The following is a 26,787-nucleotide window of genomic DNA, read 5'->3' on the forward strand; positions in this document are numbered from 1 at the left end:
CGTCACGATCCGGTCACGGAGAGCGAAAGAGAACACAAAATAACGGACATGTCGGTCGCCAGGCCCTCGGTTCACTTAACGGACAACCCCTCCTCAGCCAAAGGCTACGAACCGGCGTGGACGTGTTCACCCTGCGTTCACTTGTGGCCGGGGAGCCCGTCACCTCGCACTCTTAGCTTTCCGGGTGTGCCGATGAGAGTTCGGCCGGCCGGGACTACGGAGCCCGGAGTTGATTCATCTCGAAGGGAAACCCGTGAAGCTCCAGCGGTACTACGTTGCCGGCATTGCCTTGACTGCCGCGCTCGCGCTCACCGCGTGCGGCTCTGACAACACCGACTCGCCTGCCGCCGGTGGCGCCTCCATCGCGCCCGGCAGCTGCACGGCGGGTCAGCTCACCGCCCAGGGCTCGTCCGCCCAGAAGAACGCGATGGACGAGTGGATCAAGGCCTACCAGGGCCAGTGCGCGGACACCAAGATCGGCTACGAGGGCACCGGCTCCGGCGCGGGCATCCAGGCGTTCATCGCCGGGACCGCCGACTTCGCCGGTTCGGACTCGGCGCTGAAGGAGGAGGAGCAGCCGCAGGCCGACGCCAAGTGCGTCGGTGGCCAGGCGCTCAACCTCCCGATGGTCATCGGCCCGGTCGCGGTCGTCTACAACCTCGACGGCGTCGACGGCCTCCAGCTGTCGTCCGCGACGATCGCCAAGATCTTCGCCGGCACGATCAAGAAGTGGAACGACCCGGCCATCGCCGGCGAGAACAGCGGCGCGAAGCTGCCGGACACGGCCATCAACGCCGTGCACCGCTCGGACGAGTCGGGCACGACCGACAACTTCACCAAGTACCTGAGCAAGACCGCCGAGTCGGACTGGACCTTCGGCAACGCCAAGGCGTGGAAGGCCCCGGGCGGCACCGGTGCGGCCAAGTCGGACGGTGTGGCCGGTCTGGTCAAGAGCACGGTCGGCGCGATCTCCTACGTCGAGCTCTCCTTCGCGGAGAACAGCGACCTGAAGATGGCGAAGATCAAGAACGGTGCCGGTGAGTACACCGAGCTGAGCGCCGAGAGCGCCGGCAAGACCATCGCGGGCGCCAAGGTCAAGGGCACCGGCGACGACCTGGCCCTCGACATCGACTACGCCACCACCGAGGCGGGCGCGTACCCGATCGTCCTGGTGACCTACGAGATCGCCTGCAGCAAGGGCAGCGCCAAGGCGGCCGCCATCAAGGGCTTCCTGACCTACACCGCGAGCACCGGCGGCCAGTCGGCTCTCGCCGAGCTGGGTTACGCCCCGCTCCCCGAGGCCGTCCGCGCCAAGGTCGAGGCCTCGGTCGCCAAGATCTCCTGAACCACCAAAACCCCCCTCCTACACGACAGCGAGCGAGCGAATGGGTGACAATCCCTCCCGCTCGGTGAACGCCAACGCCGGCGGAGCGGGTGTGACAGCACGTCACGCCCGGTCCGCCGGCACCGGCGTATCGCCGATCCCTCCCGATGACCTCGACGGCAGCCGCCCGCCGCTCGGTGGTGGGGGCGCCCTGCCCAAGAAGGCCCGGTTCTCGATGGAGACCGGCTTCCGGGCCCTCAGCACGGCCGCCGGCGCGATGGTGCTCGTCATCATCGTCGCCATCGCGATCTTCCTGGTCTCGAAGGCCGTGCCCGCCCTGCAGGCGAACACCGAGAACTTCCTGACCTACAAGGCCTGGTTCCCGAACGACTCCGAACCGAAGTTCGGTATCGCCGCACTCGCCTTCGGCACCGTCCTGACGTCGGTCATCGCGCTGATCGTCGCGGTGCCCATCGCGCTGGGCATCGCTCTGTTCCTGTCGCACTACGCGCCCAAGCGGCTCGCCACGCCGCTGGGCTTCATCATCGACCTGCTCGCCGCCGTGCCCAGTGTCGTCTTCGGTCTCTGGGGCCGGGACGTCTTCCTGGTGCCGGTGCAGGACTTCTCGGTGTGGCTGAACAAGTACTTCAGCTGGCTCCCGATCTTCGGTGGCGACGGGCCGTTCGGCCGCTCGATCATGCTCGGCAGCCTGGTGCTGGCGATCATGGTGCTGCCGATCGTGACCTCGCTGAGCCGCGAGGTCTTCCAGCAGACGCCGCTGATGAACGAGGAAGCGGCGCTCGCCCTGGGTGCCACCAAGTGGGAGATGATCCGCACCTCGGTGCTGCCGTACGGCAAGCCCGGCGTCATCGCCGCCGTCATGCTCGGCCTGGGCCGCGCGCTCGGCGAGACGATCGCCCTGGCCCTGACCCTCGGCATCGTCTTCAACATCTCGTTCAACCTGATCCAGAACGGCGGCAACAGCATCGCCGCCAACATCGCCAACACCTTCGGCGAGGCCAACGCCACCGGTCGCGGCGCCCTCATCGCCTCCGGCCTGGTGCTCTTCGCCATCACGCTGGTGGTCAACATGGCTGCGCGGGCGATCATCTACCGCCGCCGCGAGTTCCGGGACAGTGCCGCATGAGCCTCCTAGAGCGTGAAGCTGCCGGTGTCGTGATGACGCCGGACAACATCCGGACCAAGAAGCTGCCGATCGCCGTCAACCTCGGTGTCGCCGTCGCGGCCCTCGTGGTCAGCGCGGCCCTCGTGCTCGGCCTCGGCCTCGGCAACTGGGTCCTCGTGGTCTTCGTCGGCGCGGTGCTCTACCTGGCCGCCCTCTTCGCCGCGGCCACCCGCGTCGAGGGTCGCCGCTCGGCCCGCAACCGCATCTGGAAGACACTGATCTACTCGGCCTGCATCCTGGCGATCCTGCCGCTGGCCTCGGTCGTCTGGACGCTGGTGTCGAAGGGTGCCGCCCGCCTCGACGGGGACTTCTTCGGCAGCTCGATGAACAACATCGGCGCCCGCGACGCGAACGGCGGCGCGTACCACGCGATCATCGGCACGCTGGAGCAGGTCGGCATCGCCACCCTGATGGCGGTGCCGCTCGGTGTGCTCGGCGCGATCTACCTGGTCGAGTACGGCCGCGGGAAGTTCGCGCTGACGGTCCGATTCTTCGTCGACGTCATGACGGGCATCCCGTCGATCGTCGCCGGCCTCTTCATCCTGGCGTTCTGGGTGCTGATCGTCAGCCCCTGGTTCAACAACGGGACGCCGCGCTTCTCGGGCTTCGCCGCCTCACTGGCGCTGACGGTCCTGATGTTGCCGACGATCGTACGGTCCACCGAGGAGATGCTCCGGCTCGTGCCCGGGCCGCTGCGTGAGGGTGCGTACGCGCTGGGCGTACCGCAGTGGAAGACGATCCTCAAGGTCGTCCTGCCCACCGCGCTGCCCGGCATCGTCACCGGCGTGATGCTCGCGGTCGCCCGCGCGGCCGGCGAGACCGCCCCGGTGCTGCTCGTCGCCGGTGGTGCCGCGGCGATCAACTTCGACGCGTTCGCGGGCAACCAGTCGTCCCTGGCGCTCTACGTCTACCAGCAGGCCGGCGACGCGTCCCGGTACGCGCCGGACCGGGCCTGGACGGCAGCACTGACGCTTGTCGCCCTGGTGCTCGTCCTGACCATCACGGCGAAGCTGCTCGCCCGCCGCAACCGGCTGTCCTGAGAGGTGTCCCCCATGGCCAAGCGCATCGAGGCGAGCAACGTCTCGTCCTACTACGGCTCGTTCAAGGCGATCGACGGCATCTCGATGACCGTCGAGCCCAAGACGATCACCGCCCTGATCGGCCCGTCCGGCTGCGGCAAGTCGACGTTCCTGCGGTCCATCAACCGCATGCACGAGGTCCTCCCGAACGCCCGCATCGAGGGCCGGCTGACCATCGACGACCAGAACATCTACGACGCCGACGTGGACGTCACCGCCGTGCGCCGCATGATCGGCATGGTCTTCCAGCGGCCCAACCCGTTCCCGACGATGTCGATCTACGAGAACGTCGTCGCCGGTCTCAAGCTCAACGGCGTCAAGAAGAAGTCCCTGCTCGACGAAGCCGCCGAGAAGTCCCTCAAGTCCGCGAACCTGTGGGACGAGGTCAAGGACCGCCTCGCCCGCCCGGGCGCCGGCCTCTCCGGCGGTCAGCAGCAGCGTCTCTGCATCGCCCGCACCATCGCGGTCCAGCCGCAGGTCGTGTTGATGGACGAGCCCTGCTCGGCCCTCGACCCGATCTCGACGCTGGCGATCGAGGACCTGATGTTCAAGCTGAAGGACCAGTTCACGATCATCATCGTCACGCACAACATGCAGCAGGCCGCGCGGGTCAGCGACAAGACCGGCTTCTTCTCGATCGACAAGACGGGCGACCCCGGCCGCCTGATCGAGTACGACGACACGCAGAAGATCTTCAGCAACCCGACCGAGAAGAAGACCGAGGACTACATCACCGGCCGCTTCGGCTAGTAAATCAGCAGCACTCCGCCGCCGTCGTCGGTCAGCTCCACCCGGGGCATGACCACGGCGGCGGCGTCGCGTCCGGCCGAGGCCGCAACCACCCCTTCAATCCCCTCGTACGCATCAAGATCGTCCAGCATCACCCGCGTAGGTGGGAGCATGGCCAGGCCGTTGGCGTCCTCCGGGCTGATCCAGGTGGTCCGGTCCGCCTCGCCGGACACGTCACGGGCCGTCTGGGCCTCCGGCAGCAGAGCGACGAAGAACCACGTGTCGAAACGCCGGGGCTCGAACTCCGGTGTGACCCACCGGGCCCACGGGAACAGCAGATCGTCGCGCAGCAGCAGTTTCCGCCGGCTCAGCAGCTCGGTCATCGTCAGCTCACGCCGCTGAACCGCAACCCGGTCGGCTTCCCAGTCGGCGCCGCTGACATCACCGACCGTACGACCCGGGTCGTCCTCCGGCCCGGCGAGCAGAACACCGGCCTCCTCGAACAACTCGCGGGCAGCAGCACCCACCACAGCCTTGGCCTCCACCTCGGGAACACCCAGGCGCTCCGGCCAGTCCCCCTTGATCGTCCGCGGGCGGTCGTCCGGGTCGACACCACCACCCGGGAACGCGTAGACGCCGCCGAAGACCATCGTGGTTGCGCGCCTGAGAACGTACACGTGGAATTTGGGTCTCTCGGGCCGCAGAAGCACAACGGTGGCCGCGGGCCGCGCGGGCGCCGGGACGCCGTCGAAGTCCCGGGCCCGCTGCAACATGGCCGCCGGCAGCGGCATCGTCTGGCTCACCGCCCGATCCTCCCACCCGCCCCGACCGGGGCGATACGGTGGCGATCATGACCGAGAAAGCTGTCCGCTGGGGCATCCTGGGCACCGGCGGCATCGCCGCCACGTTCGCCGCCGACCTCCCGCTCGTGCCCGGCGCCGAACTCGCCGCCGTCGGCTCCCGCACCCCCGAGTCCGCGGCCACCTTCGCGAACCGGCACGGCTTCGCCCGCTCCCACGGCTCCTGGGCCGAGCTGGCCGCAGACCCCGACGTCGACGTGATCTACGTGGCGACCCCGCACGCAGCCCACCTCGACGCGGCGATGACCTGCCTGGCCGGCGGCAAAGCCGTCCTCTGCGAAAAGCCGATGACCCTGGACGTGGCCGGGTCACAGCAGCTGATCGACGAAGCCCGCAACCGTGGCGTCTTCCTGATGGAAGCCATGTGGATGCGCATGAACCCGGCCATCCGGCGCATCGTCGCCCTCGTCCGGGACGGCGCGATCGGCGAGATCACCAACATCCAGGCGGACTTCGGCCTGCAGGGCCCGTTCGCAGCCACCCACCGGCTCCGCGACCCCGCCCTCGGCGGCGGCGCCCTGCTCGACCTCGGCGTCTACCCCCTCAACCTGGCCCACCTGATCCTCGGAGCGCCGGCCACGACCCGCAGCTGGGCCCACCTCACCCCCGAAGGCGTCGACGACAACACCGGCATCCTTCTCGGCTGGGAATCAGGCGCAATCGCCTCCCTGACGTGCAGCCTGATCGGCGAAACCCGCAACGCGGCCTCGATCACGGGGACGCTCGGGCGCATCGACCTGCCTCAGGGCTTCTTCGTCCCGCGCTCGTTCGTCCTGCACCGGGCGGGGCGGGCGGCCGAGGAGATCACCGAGCCGTTCCCGGGGAGCGGCTACCAGTACGAGGCCGGAGAGGTGCAGCGCTGCCTTGCCGAGGGTCTGCTGGAAAGCCCGCTGATGCCGCACGCCACCACGCTGGAAATCATGGGGCTGATGGACAGCATCCGCGCCGAGATCGGCGTCACCTACTGACTCCTGCCGGAGCGCCCACGGCTTGATCACGGGGATCCGGGTCGGTGCGGGGTTGGTTCCGGTCCGGAGCACAGGAACTCGGCACGGTGCAGAGGTGGCAGGGCGTGGGCTACCGGCCGGAATCGAGAAGCACTGACTGGTCGGCGCGTCGGCCGAACTTCGGCGAAGTTGGGCCTACAAGCGCCCCCAATGGCCCAACTTCAACGAAGTCGGCCCTACAAGCGCTCCAATGGCCCAACTTCAACGAAGTCGGGCCTACGAGCGCCCTCAAAGGCCCAACTTCAATGAAGTCGGCCCAATCCTCTCCCCTACAAGCCCGACTTCAACGAAGTCGGGCTTACAAGCGTCCCCAAAGGCCCGACTTCAACGAAGTCGGGCCTACCCGCTCCCCCACAAGCCCAACTTCAACGAAGTTGGGCCTAAGCGCCCTCAAAGGCCCAACTTCAACGAAGTCGGGCCTACCCGCCACCCACAAGCCCAACTTCAACGAAGTTGGGCCTAAGCGCTCTCAAAGGCCCAACTTCGTTGAAGTCGGGCCTACCAGCGCCTTTATAGGCCCGACTTCACCAACCTTGAGTTGATCTTGTCGCCCGACCGAGTGATCCGGGGCCTGTGACCCCGATCGACAGCGCCGGCACTGGCCCATCCGGTCCAGGTTCGGAAAGCGCCGACCCGGCAGGGTTTGCCGCCACCGGGTCAACCCCAAGTCGGGTCCGACTCGGAAAGCACGGACCTGGAGCAAGGGGTTCGGTCCTGATTTCGGTCCGGATCCAAAGCAGAGCAACGCGTTGGCGCGTAGGCCCGATTTCAAGGAAGTCGGGCCTACCAGCACCCCCACAAGCCCAACTTCCACGAAGTCGGGCCTAAGCGCTCTCAAAGGCCCAACTTCAACGAAGACGGGCCTACCAGCACCCTCACAGGCCCAACTTCCACGAAGTCGGGCCTAAGCGCTCTCAAAGGCCCAACTTCAACGAAGACGGGCCTACCAGCACCCTCACAGGCCCAACTTCAACGAAGTCGGGCCTACCGGCACCTCCCAGACCCAACTTCCACGAAGTCGGGCCTATCAGCACCGTTTTAGGCCCGACTTCAGCAACCTTGCGTTGATCTTGCTGCGTGACCGAGCGATCCAGCACCCCAACCGACCACCGCCAGCAGTGGCCCACCCGGTCCAGGCGCGGAAAGCACCGACCCACCAGCATGTGGACCACCGCCAGGCCACGCACGGACCGCGGCAAAGAAGCACTCTGCTCTCGATGGTGCCCGGGATCAGCCGAAGATCGGACGGACCGCGAAGTAGACGATGCAGGCGATCAGCGCCGCGGCCGGGAACGTCGTGATCCAGGCGATGACGATATTGCCGGCGACGTTCCAGCGAACTGCACTCAGACGCTTGGTCGCACCCACGCCCATGATCGCGGAGGTGATCGTGTGGGTGGTGGAGATCGGCGCGTGGAGCACCAGCGCGTTGAAGAACAGAACCGAGCTGGCCACCATCTCAGCGGCAAAACCTTCGGCCGGCCCCAGGTCGATGATTTTGCGGCCCAGCGTGCGGATGATGCGCCAGCCGCCGGCGTAGGTGCCGGCTGCGAGGACAGCCGCTGAGGTCCAGAAGACCCACCACGGGATGTCGGTGGCGCTGTCCTGGAAGCCGCCGGTGTAGAGCGCCAGGACGATGATGCCCATGGTTTTCGCGGCGTCCTGCATGCCGTGGCCCACCGACATGAAGGCGGCGGAGATGGTCTGGGCGATGCGGAAGCCGCGGTTCAGCTTGCCGGGCTGGCCGCGGCGGAAGGCCCACATGATGCCGACCATGACCGCGAAGCCGAGGAGGAAGCCGACGAACGGCGAGGCCACCATCGGGATGAGGACCTTCACGAGGATGGTGTCCCACTCGACGGTGCCGTGGGTGGCGAAGAGGGTCGCTCCGACCAGGCCGCCGAAGAGGGCGTGTGAGGAGGAGGACGGGAGGCCGAAGTACCAGGTGATGAGGTTCCAGGCGATGGCGCCGACAACGCCGGCGAAGACGACGCCGAGGCTGGGGATGCCGACGGGGAGTTTGACCAGGCCGTCGCCGACGGTTTTGGCTACTTCCGCGCCGAAGTGGGCGCCGACGAAGTTGCCGACCGCGGCCATCGCCAGTGCGACGCGGGGGGTCAGGGCGCGGGTGCTGACGCTGGTGGCGATCGCGTTGGCCGCGTCGTGGAAGCCGTTGGTGTAGTCGAAGGCCATCGCGGCGAGGATGACCGCGAGGACCGCTATGAGCTCGGGGGACAAGGCCTAGGACTCCTTGACCGTGATGGTCTCGACGGTGTTCGCCACGTGCTCGAACGCGTCGCAGGCCGCCTCGAGCTCGTCGGCGACCTCCTTCATCTTGAGGACGGTGAGTGCGTCGTACTCGCCGGAGAAGAGGCGGACCAGCAGCATGCGGTAGGCGCGGTCGCCGTCGTTCTCCAGGCGGTTGATCTCGATCCAGTACTCCTCGAGATTTTTCATCGTCTTGAGCCGCGGCATCGCGTCTGCGGTGATCTTGGCTTGCTGGTCGAGGACGTTCACCAGCTCGTGCATCTCGCGCGGCAGTGACGGCAGCTCGGTCAGGCCGTACAGGTAAAGGAGGTTGCCGACCGCCTCCAGGTGGTCCATGACGTCGTCGAGCTGCGACCCCAGCGAGTAGATGTCCTCGCGGTCGAACGGCGTGATGAACGTGGAGTTGATCTTCTTGTAGAGCGTGTGTGTGATCTCGTCGCTGTCGTGCTCGACGTCCGTGAGCCGGTCGCTGACCGACTGCACGTCCACACCGGGCAGGGCGAGCTCGTTCAGCAGCTCGGTACCCCGTACGAGGTTCTGGGCGGCCCGGGTGAACAACTCGTAGAAGGCGCCCTCGGTGGGGCGGAAGGAGAACTTCACGGCGCGAACCTCGATCGAGGAGTGGACGAGACGGAGGGAATGCTAGGTAACGCCTCCCCGGTTGCCGAGCCCGCCTACCCCTGCTCAGCAGCAGTTCAGGGCGCGTTCACTTCCTGTTAACCTTCGACGCCCGCTAATGCGGATCTTTCAGACAGTCTGGGCGATGTCCGGTCGTGGATTGGTGGCTCGCGGCGTCGGAGTGACCCGGCGACCGGGCGTCGCCACGGACGGCGTGCGGGGTTCCGCCTGGCGGCCGACCGGGTGCCGGCGCAGATGCCGGGCGAGGCCCACCTGGTCGAAGTCGGCGATGACGTCGACGCCCGCCGCGCCGAGCTCGGTCCAGATCGCCCGCCGGGCCCGCCGGGAGCCCTCGGGCAGCCCGGAGATGCGGATGGTCCGGCCGTCCTCGTGCGCGGAGCGGACCAGCGCGTGCAACAGGTGCCGTTCCTCGGCGGAGATCGGTTCGCGCCCGTCCCAGCCGAAGCGGCGCCCCCACGGCTCACTGATCATCGGGACCAGGGCGGGCGGGGCGGAGGCGGTGCCGATGTCGTCGAACGAGCCGTCGGCGAACGCGTACCGGCGGCGCTGGTCGGCCAGGAGGTCCCGGACGTCGACGATGCCGGTGATCGACACGGTGACCGCACCCGGGTCGAGCTGACCGTCGGCGCAGCGGCTCAGCAGCGGGGCGTGGTCACGCAACTGCTGGTCGAGCATCCTGTACGCCCGCAGCAGCAGATCGGCGTCCCGCGTCGGCCCGGTGAACTCCACGACGAGCCGGAACGGCACCCGCTGGTCGCGGCAGAGCCGGCCACCCCGCGCGTGGGCCCGGGCGAAGAGCGGTGACAGCACGAGCCGGCGCAGCGTACGCCCGGGCTGCGGGTTCCCGGGCCCGAGGTACAACTCGCCGTGCGGCCCCGGCCGGACCGGCACGGTGATGCCGGCCAGCCCACGCCGCAGGACGCCGGGCAGTGGGTCGGCGATCTGCGGTCCGACGAGCGCGTGCCCGGCGGGCAGGTACGCCCGGGGACGCCGCGCAACCGCGAAGCCGAGGGTTGCCGCACCGGCCACCCCGGCGACCCCGGCCAGACCGCCCAGGAGGGCCGCCACGTTGGTTGTCATCGCCTGCCCCCGCTCCCGAGAACGCGAAATAGGACTAAATGCGCTTATTGCGCTCACCACTGTGTCACATGTGACACCTGTGACAGGGCAATCTCGCGCAGAATTCCCCCATGCCGTCGGACCCTTTCGAAGCTGAACGCCCGCACCTGCTGGCCGTCGCGTACCGGATGCTCGGCAGCCGCGCCGAGGCCGAGGACGTCGTCCAGGAGGCGTGGCTGCGCTTCAACCGGGCGCAGGCCGGCGGGGAGATCCACGACCTGCGCGGCTGGCTGACCACCGTGACCGGACGCCTCTGCCTGGACGTGCTCAAGTCGGCGCGGGTGCGGCGGGAGGCGTACCCGGGTCAGTGGCTCCCGGAGCCGGTCGTGTCTTTCCTCGACGACCCGGCCGAGAAGGTGACGCAGCGGATGGACGTCAGCCTGGCTCTGCTCGTCGTGCTGGAGAAGCTGACGCCGGAGCAGCGGGTGGCGGTCGTGCTGCACGACGCGTTCGCGGTGCCGTTCGACGAGGTCGCGGCGGTGCTCAACACCAGCGTCAGCGCCGCCCGCCAGCACGCGTCCCGGGGTCGCCGGGCCGTCTCCGAGGGCGAGGCGCGACACACCGCGGACCTCGCCGAGCAGCGCAAGGTCTTGGACGCGTTCCTCGCGGCGGCCACCTCCGGCGACCTGAACGCCCTCGCGGCCGTCCTCGCACCCGAGGTCGTCTCGATCGCCGACGGTGGTGGTGCCGTCAACGCCGGCCGCAACGCGATCTTCGGCCTCGACAAGGTGGTCCGCCTCTACGCCGCCCTCTTCAGCCGACGCAGCCGCGACCTGGAGAGTGCGACGACCGACGCGGTGCTGGTCAACGGCGACGCCGGCGTCCTCTTCCGCGGCCGCTACCGGGACGGAAGCCCGTTGCTCTCCGTGCTGTCCGTCGCTGTCGCGGACGGCCGGATCACGGCCCTCTACAACCAGCTCAACCCGGCCAAGCTCGGGTCACTCAACGACGGTTGAGAGCCATTTCCGGTACGCGGAAGCAAACGGTTCCGACCCGTCACCCAGCGCCACGAAGAGGCGCCGGGCGGCGGCGTGCGCCTCGGTGACCATCTCGGCGGTGTACCCGAAGGCGACGCGGTGTTCCTCGAACTCGTCCTCGTCCCGCAGCTCGATCAGCCCGGTGTCGCGGCGGCGCGACACGTCGAGGTCGAGGTCGATGATGTGGACCGTGTCACCCTCCCAGCGCGCCGGGGTGGTGATGTCGCAGTAGACCTCGCTGGTGCGCGGCGGCGGGTTGAACATGCCGGTCCACCACGCGTGGTGCGGGATCAGCAGGACGAACGGGATCTGCTCCACGGACGGCTGACCGTGGTAGACGGAGGCCGTGCCGCGTGTCACACCGACCCAGATTCCCAGGTCGTCCTCGGCGAGCCGCCGGGCCGGATAGTCGCGGTGAGCCGTGCCGTCGTACTTGGTGTAGACGACCCGGACCATCTCGCTCGGCATGACAAGACCCTAACGGTGACATGGTTTCGTCGGTGGTGGCGGGTACGGTCTCCGACGTGACCGCCGCGACCCGTAAGAAGGCAACCGCGTCCCAGCTCCTCGCCGCAGCCGTGGGCGCCGTGCCCGGTGGCGCGTCCCGTCCCGGGCAGGAGCAGATGGCCACGGCCATCGAACGCGCGGTCAAGGAGCGTGAGCACCTGTTGGTGCAGGCCGGGACGGGCACGGGCAAGTCCCTGGCCTACCTGACACCGTCCCTGCTGGTGGACGGCCCGGTGGTCGTCTCCACCGCCACGCTCGCCCTGCAGAACCAGCTCGTCGAGCACGACCTGCCCCGCCTCGCGGACGCCGTCGAACCGGTCCTGGGCCGTCGCCCGACCTTCGCGGTCCTCAAGGGCCGGCACCACTACCTCTGCGTGGCCAAGCTCGAACACGCCGACGAGGAAGCCCCCACCGACACCCTCTTCGACGACGCGCCACCGCGGGCGACGCAGTGGCTGGGCGAGGCGGGCCGCCTCGGCAAGCAGATCCTCCGCGTCCAGGAGTGGGCCGAGAAGACAAAGACCGGCGACCGCGACGAGCTCGACCCCGGTGTCGACGAGACCGCCTGGCGCCAGGTCTCCATGCCCGCCCGCGACTGCCCCGGCGTCGCCAAGTGCCCGTACGGCGCCGAGTGTTTCGCCGAGGCGTCCCGCGTCCGCGCCCGCGAGGCCGACATCGTGGTCACCAACCACAGCCTCCTGGCCGTCGACATGCTCGCCGACCGCAACATCGTGCCCCCGCACAAGCTCCTCATCGTCGACGAGGCCCACGAGCTGGCCGACCGCGTTTCCTCCGCGGCCCAGGCCGAGCTCACCCCCGAGGGCGTCGAGCGAGCCTCGAAACGCGCCCGCCCCCTCGTCTCCCCCGCCGCCGCCGAAGCCCTCGCCGAGGCGGCCGACTCCCTGACGGTCGGCCTCAGCGACATCCCCGCGGGCCGCCTCACCACCGGCCTCCCGCCCCTGATCCACCAGGCCGTCATGCTGATCGAGTCGGCCACCCGTTCCGCCCTGGACGCCATCGGCGACATCAAGAACGACGACCCCGATCCCGTACGCAAACAGCAGGCCAAGGCGACCCTGGACGAGCTGTCGAAAACCTCCCAGCGCCTGCTCGAGGACTCCGACTTCGACGTCGCCTGGGTGGAGAAGTCCGACCTCGGCAACGGCCGCCGCGCCCTGGTCGTGGCGCCCCTCTCGGTGGCAGGCACGCTGGCCTCGAGCCTCTACGACGAACGCACAGTCGTCGCCACCTCCGCCACCCTGACTCTGGGCGGCCGCTTCGACACGGTGGCGCGCTCCCTGGGCCTGCCCACCGCCGCCCCGGTCCCGGCGGCGCGCTCAGCCGAGGCACCCCCGATCTCCGGCGACGGCTGGAGCTCCCTCGACGTCGGCTCCCCCTTCGACTACCCCCGCCAGGGCATCCTCTACGTGGCCTCCCACCTGCCGCGCCCCGCAGCCTCAGGCCTACCGGACGCCGCCGGCGAAGAGCTCCTGAAACTGGTGGAAGCCCTGGGCGGCCGCACACTGGGCCTGTTCTCGTCCCGCAAGGCGGCCACCCAAGCGGCGGAGCTGCTGCGCGCCCGAACAGACCTCCCGGTGCTGCTCCAAGGCGAAGAAAACCTGCCGATCCTGGTCCGCAAATTCCGCGAACAAAAAGAAAGCTGCCTCTTCGGCGTGATGTCCCTCTGGCAAGGCGTGGACGTCCCCGGCGACGCCTGCCAACTGGTCGTCATCGACCGCCTGCCATTCCCGCGCCCCGACGAACCCCTGGCCGCAGCAAGGGCAGCTGCGGTGGACGCAACCGGCGGATCGGGTTTCTCAGCGGTGAGCGTGCCCATCGCCGCCATCAGACTGGCCCAGGGGGTCGGCCGCCTGATCCGCTCAACCGGCGACAAAGGGGTAGTCGCAGTCCTGGATTCCCGCCTGGAAACAGCCCGGGGCTACGGCCCTTTCCTCAGGAAATCCCTACCGCCGTTCTGGTACACAACCAGACCAGAAGTAGCAATCGGAGCCCTGCAAAGACTGTCAAAGAACTAAAGAAGAACCAAGCACGGACCCCCGCACGGTGGCTACGGAAAGCAACCAGTACGGGCGCCCCACAGTGCCATCTTTTGACCTGACCTCAGCCGGGTCGGAAGGTGTCAGGGGAGGCGGAGAAGGCGCTGCACCGACACCTCCCCGCCTCCGGTGCCTAGCAGTAACCTCGCCCATCTCCCGAGCGCAACCAAATCCGGACAGCCAAGCCCCGAGGTAGTTACGACGACAAGTCCAGCAAGACTGTAGGCCGATGTCGCTGCTTGCCTTTACCGCGAGGTCCCGAATCCGTCGATCTTGGGTGCCGCGCGCCGGCCGCGCGGGACGTTGCGGTTACAACCGGCACCGGCGGCGGGGTGGACTTGCTGCAACTCGTCCTCAGCGCCCCCTGGCACCTCCCGAATCCGCTGAGATCAGGTCAAGAGATGGCACTGTGGGGCGTCCGTAGTGCGCGCTTTCCGTAGCCACCGTGCGGGGGTCCGTGCTTACTTACTCTCTAGAGCGCTTTTTCAGGTTGCTTGCTCTCCGGTGGTTACCACTACTGCGTCTGGTGGGATTTCTGGGCGGCGGCGGGCCAGCCTTCTTACGCCCGTATTCAGGACCGCGATCAATGGCACTGCGACCAACGCCCCGATGATTCCGGCCAGCACAACCCCGGACGCGATGCCGATGATGACGACCAGCGGGTGGATGGCCACCGCCCTGCCCATGATCAGGGGTTGGAGGATGTGGCCCTCGACCTGTTGGACGAGGATCACCGCGCCCAGCACGATCAGTGCGATCACCCAGCCCTGGTCGACGAGCGCGACCAGTACGGCCACCGCGCCCGAGACGCTTGCGCCGACGATCGGGATGAACGCTCCCAGGAACACCAGGGCGGCCAGGGGGAACGGGAACGGGACGTTGAGGATCACCAGGGCCAGGCCGATGCCCGTTGCGTCGATGAATGCCACCAGGACCGTCGCCCGGACGTAGGAGCCCAGCGTCGACCAGGAGGCGTCGCCGGCGTCCGACAGGCTCCAGCGTGCGTTCACCGGGAACAGGCGTACCAGGAAACGCCAGATCTTGCGGCCGTCGCGCAGGAAGAAGAACGTTGCGAACAGGACCAGCAGGGCGCCGGTCAGCACCTCGAACAGTGTTGCCGCCGTGGCCACGCCCGTTGCCGTCAGCGACGAGGTGTTGGAGTTGATCCAGTTCTGGGCGGAGTCGATGGCCTGGTTGACCTGGTCGTCGGAGAGGTGGAGAGGGCCCGTGCGGGCCCATTCCTGGATCTGGCGGATGCCCTTGCTGGCGTTGTCCGTCAGCTCCGGCACCCCGTCGACGAACTGGTTGACGACCAGCGTGAGCGTGCCCGCGACCGCCGCGATGCCGCAGATCAGCACCAGGAACGTCGCCAGGGACGGTGGGAGCCGGAAGCGGCGCAGCCAGCCCACGGCCGGTGCCAGCAGGGCCGACAGGAGCAGGGCGATCGCCAGGGGGATCACCACGATGCTGATGATGCCGATGAAGCGCAGCAGCACCCAGCCGACAACCCCGACGATGATCAGCCGCCAGGACCAGGCCGCGGCGATGCGCAACGAGTGCGGCACCTCGGCGTCGTCGCGGCTCGACGTCGAACGGTGATCGACGGGTGGGTCCGGCGCTGGGAGCTCGAAGTCGACCTCCGGGTCGTCCGGGGTGCGGTCTCGCTGCGCCCGGGCCGTCCGCACGGACTCGCGGCCCGCGTCATATGCCCGGCGCAGATTGTTCCGGACCCGCTGCAAGCGGCTCAACAGCCGACCCCCTCGTCCGTCGTCACGCCGGTCCCACCGTAGTCGAGACCCGCTCTCCCGGGCGGCAGGCGCGGGCGTACCGTCCTCTCGTGAGCACCGACACCCGTACCGAGGCCGGGCTGCCGATCCGGATGTTGCACGACCGCGTCCTGGTCCGCCTCGACGGCGGTGACGGCGAACGCCGATCCAGCGCCGGCATCGTGATTCCCGCCACCGCCTCCCTGGGCAAACGCCTGTCCTGGGCCAAAGCCGTCGGCGTGGGCCCGAACGTCCGTTCCATCGTCGTGGGCGACCGGGTCCTCTTCGACCCGGACGACCGCGCCGAGGTGGAGTTGCACGGCAAGGAGTACGTCCTCCTCCGCGAACGCGACGTCCACGCCGTGGCGGCGACCCGCGTCGAGTCGGACGGAACGGGCCTCTACCTCTGACTACCGCTTGAGCAGGGCAAACACTCCCCAGCCGAGGAAATTACGCCGGTACCGCACGTAACTCAGCGGGTCGGTGGTCAGCTCCTCCCGGAATGCTGGAGCAAGCTCATCGTCCGGGTTGGCGTCGAGCCAGCGGCGGATGTTCAGCCAGTGCGCCGCCGCGTAGCGGTCCCAGCCGTCACCGTCGGCCAGGACCATCTCGACCAGGTCCCAGCCGAGCTCGTGGAACACCGTGACCAGGCCGGTCAGGTCCCGCCAGTCGTCCCGCCGCTCGGCGTGACAGGCCTCGATCGTCTCCTGGTCCGGCGGCTCCCGACGCCAGAACGGCTCCCCGACGAGCAGCATCCCGCCCGGGCGCAGACTGCGCTCGAGCAGACGCACGGTGCCGGGCACACCCCCGCCGATCCCGGTCGCCCCGATGCACGCAGCAACGTCGACCGGCGTCTCGGCGACAAACTCACCGGCGTCGCCGTGCAGAAACTCGACCTTGTCGGCAACACCGAACTCGGTGGCGCGCAGCCGGGCCACGTCGGTGGAAACGGTGCTGATGTCGACACCGGTGCCGGAGACGCCGTGGTCCCGCGACCACGTGCAGAGCATCTCGCCCCGGCCACTGGCCAGATCGAGCAGGGTGTCGCCGGCGCGCAGCTTGATGACCTGACCGAGCGTGGCCAGCTTCCGGGGTGTGAAGGGGTTACAGATCCGAAGATCGCCCTCGCGGATCGTGTGATGACGCGGAAGATCCATGCCTGATGCTCCTGAAGTCCCAGAACCGAAGGTGGAAAGGATCGAACCGGTCGGTCCGGACCGGCGCGCTCAACCGCGACATCGCGAATCCACCCCCTTCACTCGTTTTCGGAACGATCAGGCCACCTCGTCCACAGCGGACGTCACTCCTGCCGCGGCCCCTCGGGCGCCCGGCCCTCACCTTGCGGCCCCTGCTGCACAGGCGCCTGGCTCTCACCTTGCGGCCCTTCCTGCTCGGCCGCCGTCGCGGTCCGGCTCTCCCCCTGCAGCTCCTGTACGGGGCGGCTGTAGTCGTAGGGCGTCGAAGGCTGAGCCGCCGCGTCGTAACCCTCGCGGGTGTAGTCGACCCACGCATCCCCGCCGTGCGGAGCAGCCGACCGCAACGCCCCACCCGCCGGCGAAGCAGGTGAAGCCGGAGGCGCGCTGTAACCACCGGCACCCTGCGACTGCTGACCCTCAACGGCCGAGTTGGACTGACTGGTCTGGACGCCCTCGCCGGGTTGGGAACCGTCGCTGGGCCGGCCGCCGTAACCAGCTTGGTCGCCATGACTCGCCTGGGCGCCACCGTCGGGCTGGGCGCTGTAGCCGGGCTGAGTACCATAACCCGGCTGACCGCCATACCCGGACTGGCCACCGTAGCTGGACGGGTCGCCAGAACCAGGCTGCGCACCATGAGCGGGCTGAGCGCCGTAGCCCAGCTGACCGCCATAGCCGGACGGATCGCCCGAACCAGGCTGAGCGCCATAACTTGGCTGAGCGCCATAGCCCGACTGAGCGCCGTGTCCCGGCTGACCGCCAAAGCCGGACGGATCACCAAAACCAGGCTGAGCGCCGTGGCCCGGCTGGCCGGCATAGCCGGGCTGGCTGTAACCGGCTTGAGTGCTCTCCCCAGGTGGGTTGCCCTGGCCGGGCTGAGCACCATAGCCAGGCTGAGCGCCATAACCCGGCTGACCGCCGTAACCCGGCTGGCCGTTGTAACCGGGCTGAGCTCCATAGCCGGGCTGAGCGCCGTAACCGGGCTGGCCGCCGTAACCGGGCGGAGTGGCATAGCCAGGCTGAACGCCGTAATCAGGCTGAGCGCCATACCCAGGCGGAGTCCCATAACCAGGCTGCGAGCCATATCCAGGCTGTGTGCCATAACCGGGCTGAGCACCGTAGCCAGGCTGGGCACCATAACCAGGCTGCGCACCGTAACCGGGCGGAGGGCCGTAACCGGGCTGGCCGGCACCGTAGCCGGGCTGGGCGCCGTAGCCGGGTGGGATCTGGTGGCCGGGCCGGACGTAAACCGGCGGCGCGCCGAAGCTGGGCTGCGGGGCGCCGTAGCCGGGTCCCTGACTGTAAGCAGCGGCCATGGCCGGGTACGGGTTGGCGGGAATCCGGACCGGGACCGGCACGACGGGTTCCTCGGGCGGGCTCACCGTGCGGGTCACGCCGTCGGGGAAGGCGATCTGGTAGTTCGTGCCGTCCCAGAACGCCTGGGGCATCTGCGGGTCGCGGCCCACGAAGACGGCGCGGTAGTCGGAGATGGCCGTCAGCAGGCGGTATTCCTCTTCGGCCGAGCGTTGCAGGTCCGCCGGTTTGCGGTCGAGGCCGCGTTGCATGCCGTCGCGCAGGAGGGCGAGCTGGGTCGAGGCGAATTGGAAGCCGCGCATTGCTTTGACGCCGGCGTCGCCGGAGACGCGTTTGGCCCAGCGGCGGGCCGAGTGGCGGCGGCCGAGGCTGCCGAGGGTGGCCACCTCGGGTGGGGAGAGCCAGCCGGCGGTGACGTAGTGCGGCAGGACACGTTCGCTGAGGCGGCCTTCCCAGCTGCGGAGGGCGATGGCGAAGCCCACCACCAGGAAGAAGAACGGGACCATGAAGCCCAGGTACCCGTACAGCATGATCAGGGTTTCGCCGGTGGCCACGGAGAGTGTGGGCAGCAGGTTGAAGAGCCCGTGCAGGATCATCGCGGCGAGCAGGCCGGCGATCGGGGCCAGCCACTTGATGCGGCGGTCGGCGGTGCGGGAGGCCAGGCCCAGGCCGATGCCGGTCATCGAGGTGAAGAGCGGGTGGGCGAAGCCGGTGAAGAGGATCCGCACGATGAAGATGAGGAAGAGGTTCTGGATGCCGGTCGCCGGGCCGTACTGGTCGACGCCGGACGCGTAGCCGTGGCCGCCCAGGTAGAGGACGTTCTCGACCATGGCGAAGCCCAGCGCGGAGAGGCCACAGTAGACGATGCCGTCGGTGATGCCGGACCATTCGCGGCGGCGGCGCCAGAGCAGCAGGATCGGGCCGAGGGCCTTCATGGATTCTTCGATGAAGGGGGCCACGAGCACCGCCACCAGGGCGTCCGGCAGGCCGAGGCGGTCGAAGCCCCACGAGGCGAACGAGTTGACGCCGATGGCCACCAGGGTCGCCACGGCGGAACCCCACGCGAAGCAGAAGATCAGGTAGCGGGTGGGCTCCGGTTCGTACCGGTCGAGCCAGAGGAAGCAGCCGACCAGGACCGGGACCGGGAGGATCGCGGCGACCAGGCCGATCGCGAGGCCCTGCGGGCCGTTGCTGAAGCCCAGGATGATCAGCATGGCGACGGCGCAGGCCGCGATGAACGTGATGACGCCGACCAGCGGCAGCCAGCGCCGCCAGCCGCTCGGCCGGCCGGACACCCTCGCTTGCGGGCCGGGTGCCGGGTCGGGATTCATCGGCGCTGTGAGCTGCTCGGCGGCCGCGGTGGCAGAACCGGGCGCCGGCGAGGCCGGAGCTGGGGAGGTCGGTGCCGGGTCGGGCGACCCGCCCGGAGCTACGTCGGCCATGTCGCCAGCGTAGCCACCTCGCGGCACCCAGGCGGGCCCGCGGCGGCGGAAAAAGGATCAAGGGCGCGAAACTCGGTCAGGAAGGGCCGCGACCCGAGGCTCCGGGCCGTGACCGGCCGGGCTTCCTCCGGACGGTACGCGGCCGCCCGTGCCACCCGACGGCCCGCCGGACCAGCCGGGGCGCCTCGGCGTACTCGATGCCGGTGGCTCTGAGCAGATCCGAGACCGTCGTGCGCACCTGGGCGACGACCACACCGCCGGAGAAGCCGACACCCTCGTCGTACGCGCGGCCGGACTCGGCGGCAGCCCGCAGTGCACGTTCGCGGGTGGCGATCGGCTCGACGCCTCGGGCCCATTCCTCGCGAAGCAGTTCGACGGCGTCGCCGAGCAGCCGGACGGAGGTCGGCAGGCACTCCGGGACGGGTTCGTCGTCCTGCAGTGCCGTCATCACGCGACGGGCGAGCACCCGGACGTTCCGCAGGGCGTAGGTGAGCTGGTCGGCGCCTTCGACGTACTGGCTGAGAGCACCGCGGGCCCGCCACCGCGCCGGTGCGAAGGCGACGTTCTCGCTGGCCGCGGCGGCCGCCTGGTCGAACGCGGCGAAGTTGGCCTCGGCGCTGCGGAGCCGGTCGAGCGCGGCCTTCACGGCGTCGGCGTCCCGGCCGGAAAGCCCGTCCGCGATCGCGTGCAGCCCTTCGGTGAAGGCCTCCAGCGCGGGGTCGGCGGATCGGCGCACCACGGTCAGGGGGTTCAGGGGCAGCAGGACCGTCATCACCGTCAGACCCACCGCACCACCGACCAACGCGTCGAAGAAGCGGGTGTACGGCAGCCCGGTGCCCGAGGTCAGCGTGGCGACCAGCACCGCCGACGAGGCGGACTGCACGACCAGGGGCGTACCGCCGCCGACGGCCGCGGCGACGACGATGGCCAGGACGACGACCAGGCCGATCTGCCACGGGCCGCTGCCGATGAGCAGGATGATCGCGTCGCCGATGCCGATGCCGATGGCCACGCCGACGACCAGCTCGATCGTGCGGCGGGCGCGCTGCCCGACGGACGAGGCGAGCGTGATGACGGCGGCGATCGGGGCGAAGAACGGGCTGGGGCGCCCGATGACGTCGTGCGCGATGAACCAGGCCAGCCCGGCGGCCAGTCCGGCCTGCAGCGCGAGCGGGAAACCACCGCGTACGCGGGACCAGCCGGCACCGGCGCCGGACCGTGACCGGCCGCGCACTTCGGCCAGAACGGACGCGAGCCTGTGCTGCGCCCCGGCGTCCGTCATGCCTCAAGACCCTACGTGTCAGGATGGCGGCCGTGACATCTCTTGGGGACCGGTGGGTTGCGGCGGCGCGGGGTGCCGGGGCGACGGCCGGGGACGCGGATCTGGCGGCGGCCGGCGAATACCTGTTGGCACGCTGGTCGGAGCCGCAGCGGCAGTACCACACCGTGGCGCATCTGACGGCCGTCCTGGACGTGATCGACGAGTTCGCCACGCTGGCACCGGGCGCGGACCGGGTGCGGCTCGCGGCCTGGTTGCACGACGCGGTCTACGACCCGCGGGCGCTGGGCGACACCAACGAGCGTGACAGCGCGGAGTTCGCCGAAGGCCTGCTCACGACGCTGGGGGCGCCGGACGAGGTGGCCGCTGAGGTGGCGCGGCTGGTCGGGCTGACGGCCGGGCACGCGACGAACGACGACGACCCCGACGGTGAGCTGCTCTGCGACGCCGACCTGGCGATCCTGGCGAGCACACCGGACGACTACGCGGCTTACACGGCCGCGATCCGCCGCGAGTACGCCCACGTGCCCGACGAGGCTTTCCGCGGCGGCCGCACGCAGGTGCTGAAGGCGTTGCTCGAGCTGCCGTCGATCTATCGCCACGCGCCGCTGCGGCAGGCCTGGGAGGACCGGGCTCGGGCCAATCTCGAGGCGGAACTCAAGACTTTGGGGTGAGGTGCTTCGGCCGGCGCAGTCCGGCCGCGCGCAGCCGGGCGGAGAGGTCCCGGGACCGGACCAGGGTGGCGCCGAGCAGCAGCGCCATCGGGAAACGGTTTTCCGGGATGTCGTAGTGGTCCCGGTCGAACGCCCGCCGCGGCGCGCCCAGCATCTCGGCGAAGACGTGCAGCTCGTCGTAGGACACGTCGCTGACCAGGTGGGACCAGAGGCGGCCCCGGCCCGGCCAGCGTGGCTCGTCGACGAGGATCAAAGGTCGACTTCGAGCAGTTCCGTGCCGCGGTCGGCCGCGTAACCCCGGACGTCGGGGACTCCGAGGCGGGCCGCGTCGGCGGTGAGGTCGTCGGGCATCTTCTGCGACTGCCGTTCGGCCTCGACCCGCGCCAGGTAGTGCTCGATCTCCCGGTCGCGGACCGCCTTGTCCCAGCCCAGGGCGTCTCCCATGACGGCGGCGGCGTGCGCGGCGGTCTCGGCACCGCGGTGCGACGTCTCGATCGAGATGCGGGTCCGGCGGGTCAGGACGTCGTCGAGGTGCAGGGCGCCTTCCGCCTGGGCGGCGTACGCGATCTCGGCCGCCAGGTATTCGGGCGCGCCGGACAGCGGGGTCGCCAGCTCGGGGTTCGCCTCGATCATCGCGAGCAGGTGCACGGTGAGCGTGCCGTACCGCTCGAGCAGGTGCTCGATCACGCCGGCCGTGACACCGTGGCGGCGGGCGATGTCCTGCCTGTCCCGCCAGGCGGCCCAGAAGCCGTCGGCGCCGAGCAGCGGGAGCTGGTCGGTGCGGGACGGCCGCGCGGGCCCGCCGAGGCGGCGCACGGCCCGGTCGATGACGTCGGCGGCCATCACGCGGTAGGTCGTGTATTTCCCGCCGGCGACGAGCAGCAGCCCGAGCATCGGCTCGACAACGGCGTGCTCACGGGACAGCTTCGAGGTGGAGTCGGCCTCGCCGGAGAGCAGCGGTCGCAGCCCGGCGTAGACGCCCTCGATGTCGTCGGTGGTCAGTGGCCGGTCGAGCACGGTGTTGACCTGGTCGAGCAGATAGCGGATGTCCCGTGCGGACGCGGCCGGGTGTGACCGGTCCAGCTGCCAGTCGGTGTCGGTCGTACCGATGATCCAATGGCCGCCCCACGGGATCACGAAGAGCACCGAGGTGGGTGTCCGCAGGATCAGGCCGGCCTCGCCGGTGATCGCCGAGCGCGGCACGACCAGGTGGACGCCCTTGGAGGCGCGGACGCGCAGGCCCGGGCGGACACCGACGTCCTTGAGCATGCGGGACAGGTCGTCGCTCCACACACCGGTGGCGGCGACGACCGTGCGGGCGCGCACCTCGAACTCCGGTGAGCCGGGCGCCTCGAGGTCGCGGACCTTGACCCCGACGACCTCGCGCGCCTCGCGCACAAAACCGGTGACGCGGGCGCTGGTGACCACCGCGGCACCGAGGCTGGCAGCGGTGCGGGCGAGGTTGACGACCAGCCGGGCGTCGTCGACCTGCCCGTCGAAGTAGCGGATCGCACCGCTGATCTTGTCGGCGCGCAGGCTGGGGAACATGTGCCGGGCGCCGTCGCGGGTCAGGTGGCGGTGCAGCGGCATGCCGCGGCCGCTGCCGAAGATCCCGGCGAAGGCGTCGTAGGCGGCGACACCGAGGCCGTAATAGGCCCGCTGCCAGACCCGCGCGGGCGGCGAGGCGGCCGGGAGCGGCACCAGGATCGGCACGGGCCGGACGAGGTGCGGCGCGAGCCGGCTGGTCAGCAGGCCACGCTCGGTCAGCGCCTCGTGCACGAGGTGGAGCTCGAGCTGCTCGAGATAACGCAGGCCGCCGTGGATCAGCTTGCTGGACCGGCTGGAGGTGCCGGCGGCCAGGTCACGGGCCTCGACCAGGGCGACGCTCAGGCCCCGCGACGCGGCGTCGAGAGCGGCTCCGGCGCCGGTGACCCCGCCGCCGACGACAAGCACGTCGAACTGCTCGTCCCGGAGCCGTCGCAGGTCCGAGACACGACGGATCGGGGAGAGCCGGCCGGCTGCATAGCGTGAGACCGAGGGAGAGCGCACAACCCCACGGTAGCGCTGCCGTGTGTCACGCAGGAGGGTGAAATCTGGATTATCAAGATCAAGTTCAGGAGGATCATGTCGTAGGTCCGTGCGGATCACCGACCGTCGCTCCCGCCGATCGCCGGCTGCGTGCGGGCAAGACCGAACCCCGTCGCGAGCTCCAGCATCTCGGTCACCGAGGCCGCCGGGTCGGTGATCGGATATTGCACCGCCCGGATCGTCGCAGAGGCGTCGACCAGCAACGACAGCCGCTTGAAGCGGTCGACTCCCGAGGCGCGGAAGGTCGGCAGGCGTAGCCCGGCGGCGACCTTGGCGTCCTGGTCGGAGACCAGCGGGAACGGCAGCCCGGCGTGCGCCGCGAAGGCCTCCAGCTGGTCCGGCCGCTGGGTGCTCACGCCCTTGACCTGCACCCCGGCGGCCGCAAAATCGTCGGCACGGGACGCGTAGGTCAGCGACTCGAGCGTGCAGCCGCCCGCGCCCGGGATGTCGCCCCAGCCCGGCGGGTAGTCAGCGGCACTCGGATAGGCGCCTGGGAAGAAGTAGAGAACCGTCCAGCGTGAGATCGGCACGACCGGGACCAGGTGGCCGACCAGGCCGTGCACACGGTGGGCCTCGGCCGAGGTCGGTGCGGCCGTCGCGGTCAGGGAACCGTCGCCCAGCACGTGCCGCGTGCCCCAGTCCTGCAGCGCGATGAGCACCGGGAGCAGGCCCTCACCCTTGGCCGTGAGCAGGTAGTCGAAGCGCGGCGGGTGCTCCGAGTAGGCCTCGCGCCGCAGCACACCGTGGGAGACCAGGGCGGCCAGGCGCTCGGTCAGAGCACGGCGGCTCACGCCCAGCGAGCGCTGCAGAGCCTCGAAGCGGGTCACACCGCCGGCGATGTCGCGGACCACCAGGAAGGTCCACCAGTCCGTGAGCACGCCGAGGGCCTGCTCGATGCCGCAGTCGGCATCAATGAGTTCGACCCTGCGCACGCTCATCAGTATAGTCCGTTCCAGAATGGAACTGACTCGAACGGGGGCGGGGACCGTGAGCGTGTTCTGGCGATGGTGGGCGGCCGGCACCAGCAGTGATCTGGGTTCGGCCGTCGGTGGAGTGGCCCTGCCACTGACCGCGCTCACGGTCCTCGATGCGACAGCGTTCGAGATGGGCATGATCGCGGCGGCCGGGTACGTGGCCTGGATCGTGATCGGCCTGCCCGCCGGGATCATCGTGCAGCGGCTGCCCCTGCGCGGCACGCAGGTCGCGGCGGACCTGATCCGGGCGGCCGCCGTGGCCTCGATCCCGGTGGCCTGGTGGCTCGGCGTACTCACCGTCACCCAGCTGATCGTCGCGGCGCTGGTGGTCAGCTTCGCGCACGTCATCTTCTTCGTCGCGAACACCACGTTCCTGCCGGAGATCGTCAGCCGTGACCAGCTCCAGTCGCGCAACAGCCTGACCTCGGGCACCCACGCGACGACCCAGCTCGCCGGGCCGTCGCTCGGTGGTCTGGCGGTGCAGCTCCTCGGCGCGGTGCCGACCCTGCTGGTCGACGCGGTCAGCTATCTCGTGTCGGCCGCCCTGCTCCGCACCCTGCCGGCCCGGCACGGCCACCGGCCCGACCGGCCCACGCCGATGGGCGCGATGATCCGCGAGGGCTGGGCGTTTGTCGTCAAGCACCCGATGATGGGCCCGACGATGTGGGCGGCGACCGCGATGAACTTCGTCAGCGGCGCGTACCACGCGCTCTTTGCGCTCTACCTGGTGCGGGAGCTGCACGCCCCGGCCGGTGTGGTCGGTGTGCTGCTGGCGATGGACGGCCTCGGCACGCTGATCGGTGCGGCGCTGACCACCCGGGTCACCAACGCCCTGGGTACGGCCCGCGGACTGATCATCCTCGGCTTCGTGGAGGCGGCCGGCGCGTTCCTCATCCCGGTCGGTACGGGCTGGGCCGCCTACGCCGCGTTCACCGCCGGTGTGTTGATCACCGCGTGCCTGAGCTGCATCTTCAGCGTGACCACCCGGACGTACCGGCAGATCGCCAGCCCGCCGGAGCTGTTGTCGCGGGTGATGGCGACGGTCCGCTTCGTCTCGTGGGGTGCGATCCCCGTCGGCGGGCTCGTGGCGGGTGCGCTGGCCGGACCGTTCGGTGCCAGGGCCACGCTGTTCGTCTTCGCGTTCGCCGCCCTGCTCGGACCGCTCGCGCTCTTCTTCTCGCCCGTCCGGGGCGAGCGCGACCTGGTCCTTCCGCCCGTTCCGGAACGGGAAGCGTCCGCCCGGTAGGTTCGGCGGTTGTGGACAGCGAGTTCTGGATCTCCGAACTGACCGATGACGACGTGCCCGCCGTGGTTGCTCTGTGCCGGACCGCGCTCGATCTGCCGGAGGACGCCGCCGAGGCAGCGGAGATCGTGCTGCGGCTGCGGGAGACCACCGGGACCGCCGGGTGGTCCGCGACGCCGCGCAAGCTGGCCGGGTTCATCGCGCTCAGGTCGGCCGGTGCCGGTCCCGCCGCGGCCGGTGCCGCCCTGTCCGGAGAGCCGGTGTCCGTCACCGGCGGCCGGGTCATCGGGGTGGTGCTGGGCTCGGTGTCGCACCGCGACCGGTCGATCGGCCACGTCGACCTGGTGGCCGTCGATCCCCGGGAGCGCCGCCGCGGTGTCGCCCGCGCGCTGGTGTCCCGGGTCGAGGGTGCGCTGGCCGGGCTGGGTGCCGGTGACATCGTCATCGCCGGCAACGCTCCGTACTACGCGTGGCCCGGCATCGACGTGCGGTACACCCCGGCGATCTGCGCCGCGATGGCGTTCGGCTTCGAGCAGGACCAGCCCGCGTGGAACATGACCGTCGACACCGCCGTGGCCGGGCTCGAGTCCACCGCCGACCACGAGGAACGCCTGGCGGGCGAGGGCATCACCGTGCGGCGGGCCGGCGCCGAGGACGTGCCCGCGCTGGTCAGCTTCGCGCTGGCGACCTTCGGTGGGGGCTGGGCGGGCGAGATCACCCACTCGGTCGGCCGGGACCAGGCCGGTTGCCATCTGGCGCTGGCCAAGGACGGGTCGATCCTGGGCTTCGCCGCGTACGGGTCGTCGCGGCCGAGCTGGTTCGGGCCGATGGGCACCGCGACCGCCGCCCGGGGGCTGGGCATCGGGGCGTTGCTGCTGCGCCGGTGCCTCGCCGACCAGCGGGCCGCCGGTCACGAGACGGTGCAGATCGGCTGGGTGGGGCCGCTGCCGTTCTACTCCAAGGCCGTCGGCGCCCGCGTCGAACGGGTGTTCCTGCTCTACCGCAAGCAGCTCTGAGACTGCGCCTGAGCTGCACCTGAACAGCACTCGGCCGTTTCTAGCG

General features: G+C 69.8%; 22 protein-coding genes and 1 pseudogene. 11 read left to right on the forward strand and 12 right to left on the reverse strand.

Translation table 11 applies throughout. The features are described from left to right. The first annotated feature begins 253 nt into the window (after positions 1 to 253). The 4 genes from pstS to pstB are packed head-to-tail and all read left to right on the forward strand — an operon-like array spanning position 254 to position 4,339. A complete protein-coding gene (gene pstS, locus AFR_RS40965; protein ID WP_023562739.1) occupies positions 254 to 1,345 on the forward strand; it encodes a phosphate ABC transporter substrate-binding protein PstS in 1,092 nt (363 codons plus the stop codon). 40 nt (positions 1,346 to 1,385) lie between these two features. Beyond that, positions 1,386 to 2,471 (forward strand): phosphate ABC transporter permease subunit PstC, encoded by a 1,086-nt coding sequence (gene pstC, locus AFR_RS40970; RefSeq protein ID WP_023562740.1) that lies wholly within the window; start codon positions 1,386 to 1,388, stop codon positions 2,469 to 2,471. Between the two features lie 32 nt (positions 2,472 to 2,503). Further along, on the forward strand, positions 2,504 to 3,550 hold the full coding sequence (gene pstA / locus AFR_RS40975) for a phosphate ABC transporter permease PstA (protein ID WP_023562741.1): 1,047 nt from the start codon (positions 2,504 to 2,506) through the stop codon (positions 3,548 to 3,550). A 12-nt stretch (positions 3,551 to 3,562) separates the two neighbouring features. Further along, complete coding sequence (gene pstB / locus AFR_RS40980) at positions 3,563 to 4,339, forward strand: phosphate ABC transporter ATP-binding protein PstB (protein ID WP_023562742.1); 777 nt, start codon at positions 3,563 to 3,565, stop codon at positions 4,337 to 4,339. Here pstB and AFR_RS40985 read toward each other — a convergent pair. Then, positions 4,336 to 5,109 carry an NUDIX hydrolase gene (locus tag AFR_RS40985; RefSeq protein ID WP_041843377.1) on the reverse strand — a complete coding sequence of 258 codons (774 nt, stop codon included), beginning with the start codon at positions 5,107 to 5,109 and terminating at the stop codon, positions 4,336 to 4,338. The genes pstB and AFR_RS40985 overlap by 4 nt on opposite strands. 59 nt (positions 5,110 to 5,168) lie before the next feature. Here AFR_RS40985 and AFR_RS40990 point away from each other — a divergent pair, with 59 nt between their 5' ends. Beyond that, positions 5,169 to 6,146 carry a Gfo/Idh/MocA family protein gene (locus tag AFR_RS40990; protein ID WP_041843378.1) on the forward strand — a complete coding sequence of 326 codons (978 nt, stop codon included), beginning with the start codon at positions 5,169 to 5,171 and terminating at the stop codon, positions 6,144 to 6,146. Between the two features lie 1,269 nt (positions 6,147 to 7,415). On the opposite strand, the gene AFR_RS40995 is transcribed toward AFR_RS40990, so the two are convergent. The 3 genes from AFR_RS40995 to AFR_RS41005 form a co-directional block, all read right to left on the reverse strand. Continuing rightward, positions 7,416 to 8,423 (reverse strand): inorganic phosphate transporter, encoded by a 1,008-nt coding sequence (locus tag AFR_RS40995; protein WP_023562745.1) that lies wholly within the window; start codon positions 8,421 to 8,423, stop codon positions 7,416 to 7,418. Positions 8,424 to 8,426: 3 nt separating this feature from the next. Continuing rightward, positions 8,427 to 9,053: a DUF47 domain-containing protein gene (locus tag AFR_RS41000; RefSeq protein ID WP_023562746.1), complete on the reverse strand. Its 627-nt coding sequence runs from the start codon at positions 9,051 to 9,053 to the stop codon at positions 8,427 to 8,429. 147 nt (positions 9,054 to 9,200) lie between these two features. Continuing rightward, entirely contained in the window at positions 9,201 to 10,172 is a 972-nt protein-coding gene (locus tag AFR_RS41005) for a PI-PLC domain-containing protein (RefSeq protein ID WP_041841539.1), read from the reverse strand. A gap of 110 nt (positions 10,173 to 10,282) precedes the next feature. Between AFR_RS41005 and sigJ the strand changes: the two genes are divergently transcribed. Next, the gene (sigJ, locus tag AFR_RS41010; RefSeq protein ID WP_023562748.1) at positions 10,283 to 11,167 is read left to right on the forward strand and encodes an RNA polymerase sigma factor SigJ; all 885 of its coding nucleotides are present in this window, start codon (positions 10,283 to 10,285) and stop codon (positions 11,165 to 11,167) included. Here sigJ and AFR_RS41015 read toward each other — a convergent pair. Beyond that, positions 11,150 to 11,656 (reverse strand): ribonuclease FAU-1 family protein, encoded by a 507-nt coding sequence (locus AFR_RS41015; RefSeq protein ID WP_023562749.1) that lies wholly within the window; start codon positions 11,654 to 11,656, stop codon positions 11,150 to 11,152. The two genes, sigJ and AFR_RS41015, sit on opposite strands and share 18 nt — an antisense overlap. 20 nt (positions 11,657 to 11,676) lie before the next feature. On the opposite strand from AFR_RS41015, the gene AFR_RS41020 reads away from it, so the two are divergent. Beyond that, positions 11,677 to 13,731, forward strand: coding sequence for an ATP-dependent DNA helicase (locus AFR_RS41020; protein ID WP_023562750.1), 2,055 nt, complete (start codon positions 11,677 to 11,679; stop codon positions 13,729 to 13,731). A gap of 506 nt (positions 13,732 to 14,237) precedes the next feature. On the opposite strand, the gene AFR_RS41025 is transcribed toward AFR_RS41020, so the two are convergent. Next, the gene (locus AFR_RS41025; protein ID WP_023562751.1) at positions 14,238 to 15,491 is read right to left on the reverse strand and encodes an AI-2E family transporter; all 1,254 of its coding nucleotides are present in this window, start codon (positions 15,489 to 15,491) and stop codon (positions 14,238 to 14,240) included. A 140-nt stretch (positions 15,492 to 15,631) separates the two neighbouring features. On the opposite strand from AFR_RS41025, the gene AFR_RS41030 reads away from it, so the two are divergent. Then, complete coding sequence (locus AFR_RS41030) at positions 15,632 to 15,928, forward strand: GroES family chaperonin (RefSeq protein WP_148308351.1); 297 nt, start codon at positions 15,632 to 15,634, stop codon at positions 15,926 to 15,928. Here the strand turns inward: AFR_RS41030 and AFR_RS41035 are convergent, their stop codons facing one another. The 3 genes and pseudogenes from AFR_RS41035 to AFR_RS41045 form a co-directional block, all read right to left on the reverse strand. Continuing rightward, the gene (locus AFR_RS41035; RefSeq protein WP_023562753.1) at positions 15,929 to 16,675 is read right to left on the reverse strand and encodes an SAM-dependent methyltransferase; all 747 of its coding nucleotides are present in this window, start codon (positions 16,673 to 16,675) and stop codon (positions 15,929 to 15,931) included. A 959-nt stretch (positions 16,676 to 17,634) separates the two neighbouring features. Then, positions 17,635 to 19,467: pseudogene (locus AFR_RS47555) on the reverse strand (PrsW family glutamic-type intramembrane protease); the annotation flags it as partial. Between the two features lie 76 nt (positions 19,468 to 19,543). After that, positions 19,544 to 20,749 carry an FUSC family protein gene (locus tag AFR_RS41045; RefSeq protein WP_023562755.1) on the reverse strand — a complete coding sequence of 402 codons (1,206 nt, stop codon included), beginning with the start codon at positions 20,747 to 20,749 and terminating at the stop codon, positions 19,544 to 19,546. Positions 20,750 to 20,772: 23 nt separating this feature from the next. Between AFR_RS41045 and AFR_RS41050 the strand changes: the two genes are divergently transcribed. Beyond that, a complete protein-coding gene (locus tag AFR_RS41050) occupies positions 20,773 to 21,420 on the forward strand; it encodes an HD domain-containing protein (protein WP_041841541.1) in 648 nt (215 codons plus the stop codon). Here AFR_RS41050 and AFR_RS41055 read toward each other — a convergent pair. The 3 genes from AFR_RS41055 to AFR_RS41065 form a co-directional block, all read right to left on the reverse strand. Then, entirely contained in the window at positions 21,404 to 21,673 is a 270-nt protein-coding gene (locus AFR_RS41055) for a DUF4031 domain-containing protein (RefSeq protein WP_023562757.1), read from the reverse strand. The genes AFR_RS41050 and AFR_RS41055 overlap by 17 nt on opposite strands. Further along, a complete protein-coding gene (locus AFR_RS41060; protein ID WP_023562758.1) occupies positions 21,670 to 23,469 on the reverse strand; it encodes a glycerol-3-phosphate dehydrogenase/oxidase in 1,800 nt (599 codons plus the stop codon). The genes AFR_RS41055 and AFR_RS41060 overlap by 4 nt, the downstream gene beginning before the upstream one ends. A 95-nt stretch (positions 23,470 to 23,564) precedes the next feature. After that, the gene (locus tag AFR_RS41065) at positions 23,565 to 24,440 is read right to left on the reverse strand and encodes a winged helix-turn-helix transcriptional regulator (protein WP_041841542.1); all 876 of its coding nucleotides are present in this window, start codon (positions 24,438 to 24,440) and stop codon (positions 23,565 to 23,567) included. Positions 24,441 to 24,471: 31 nt separating this feature from the next. Between AFR_RS41065 and AFR_RS41070 the strand changes: the two genes are divergently transcribed. Next, positions 24,472 to 25,728, forward strand: coding sequence for an MFS transporter (locus tag AFR_RS41070; protein ID WP_438829963.1), 1,257 nt, complete (start codon positions 24,472 to 24,474; stop codon positions 25,726 to 25,728). Positions 25,729 to 25,739: 11 nt separating this feature from the next. After that, positions 25,740 to 26,741, forward strand: a complete 1,002-nt coding sequence (locus tag AFR_RS41075; RefSeq protein WP_023562761.1) for a GNAT family N-acetyltransferase — start codon at positions 25,740 to 25,742, stop codon at positions 26,739 to 26,741. The last annotated feature ends 46 nt before the right edge of the window (positions 26,742 to 26,787 follow it).

This window comes from Amorphoplanes friuliensis DSM 7358 (genome assembly GCF_000494755.1).
Classification (GTDB): Bacteria; Actinomycetota; Actinomycetes; order Mycobacteriales; family Micromonosporaceae; genus Actinoplanes; species Actinoplanes friuliensis.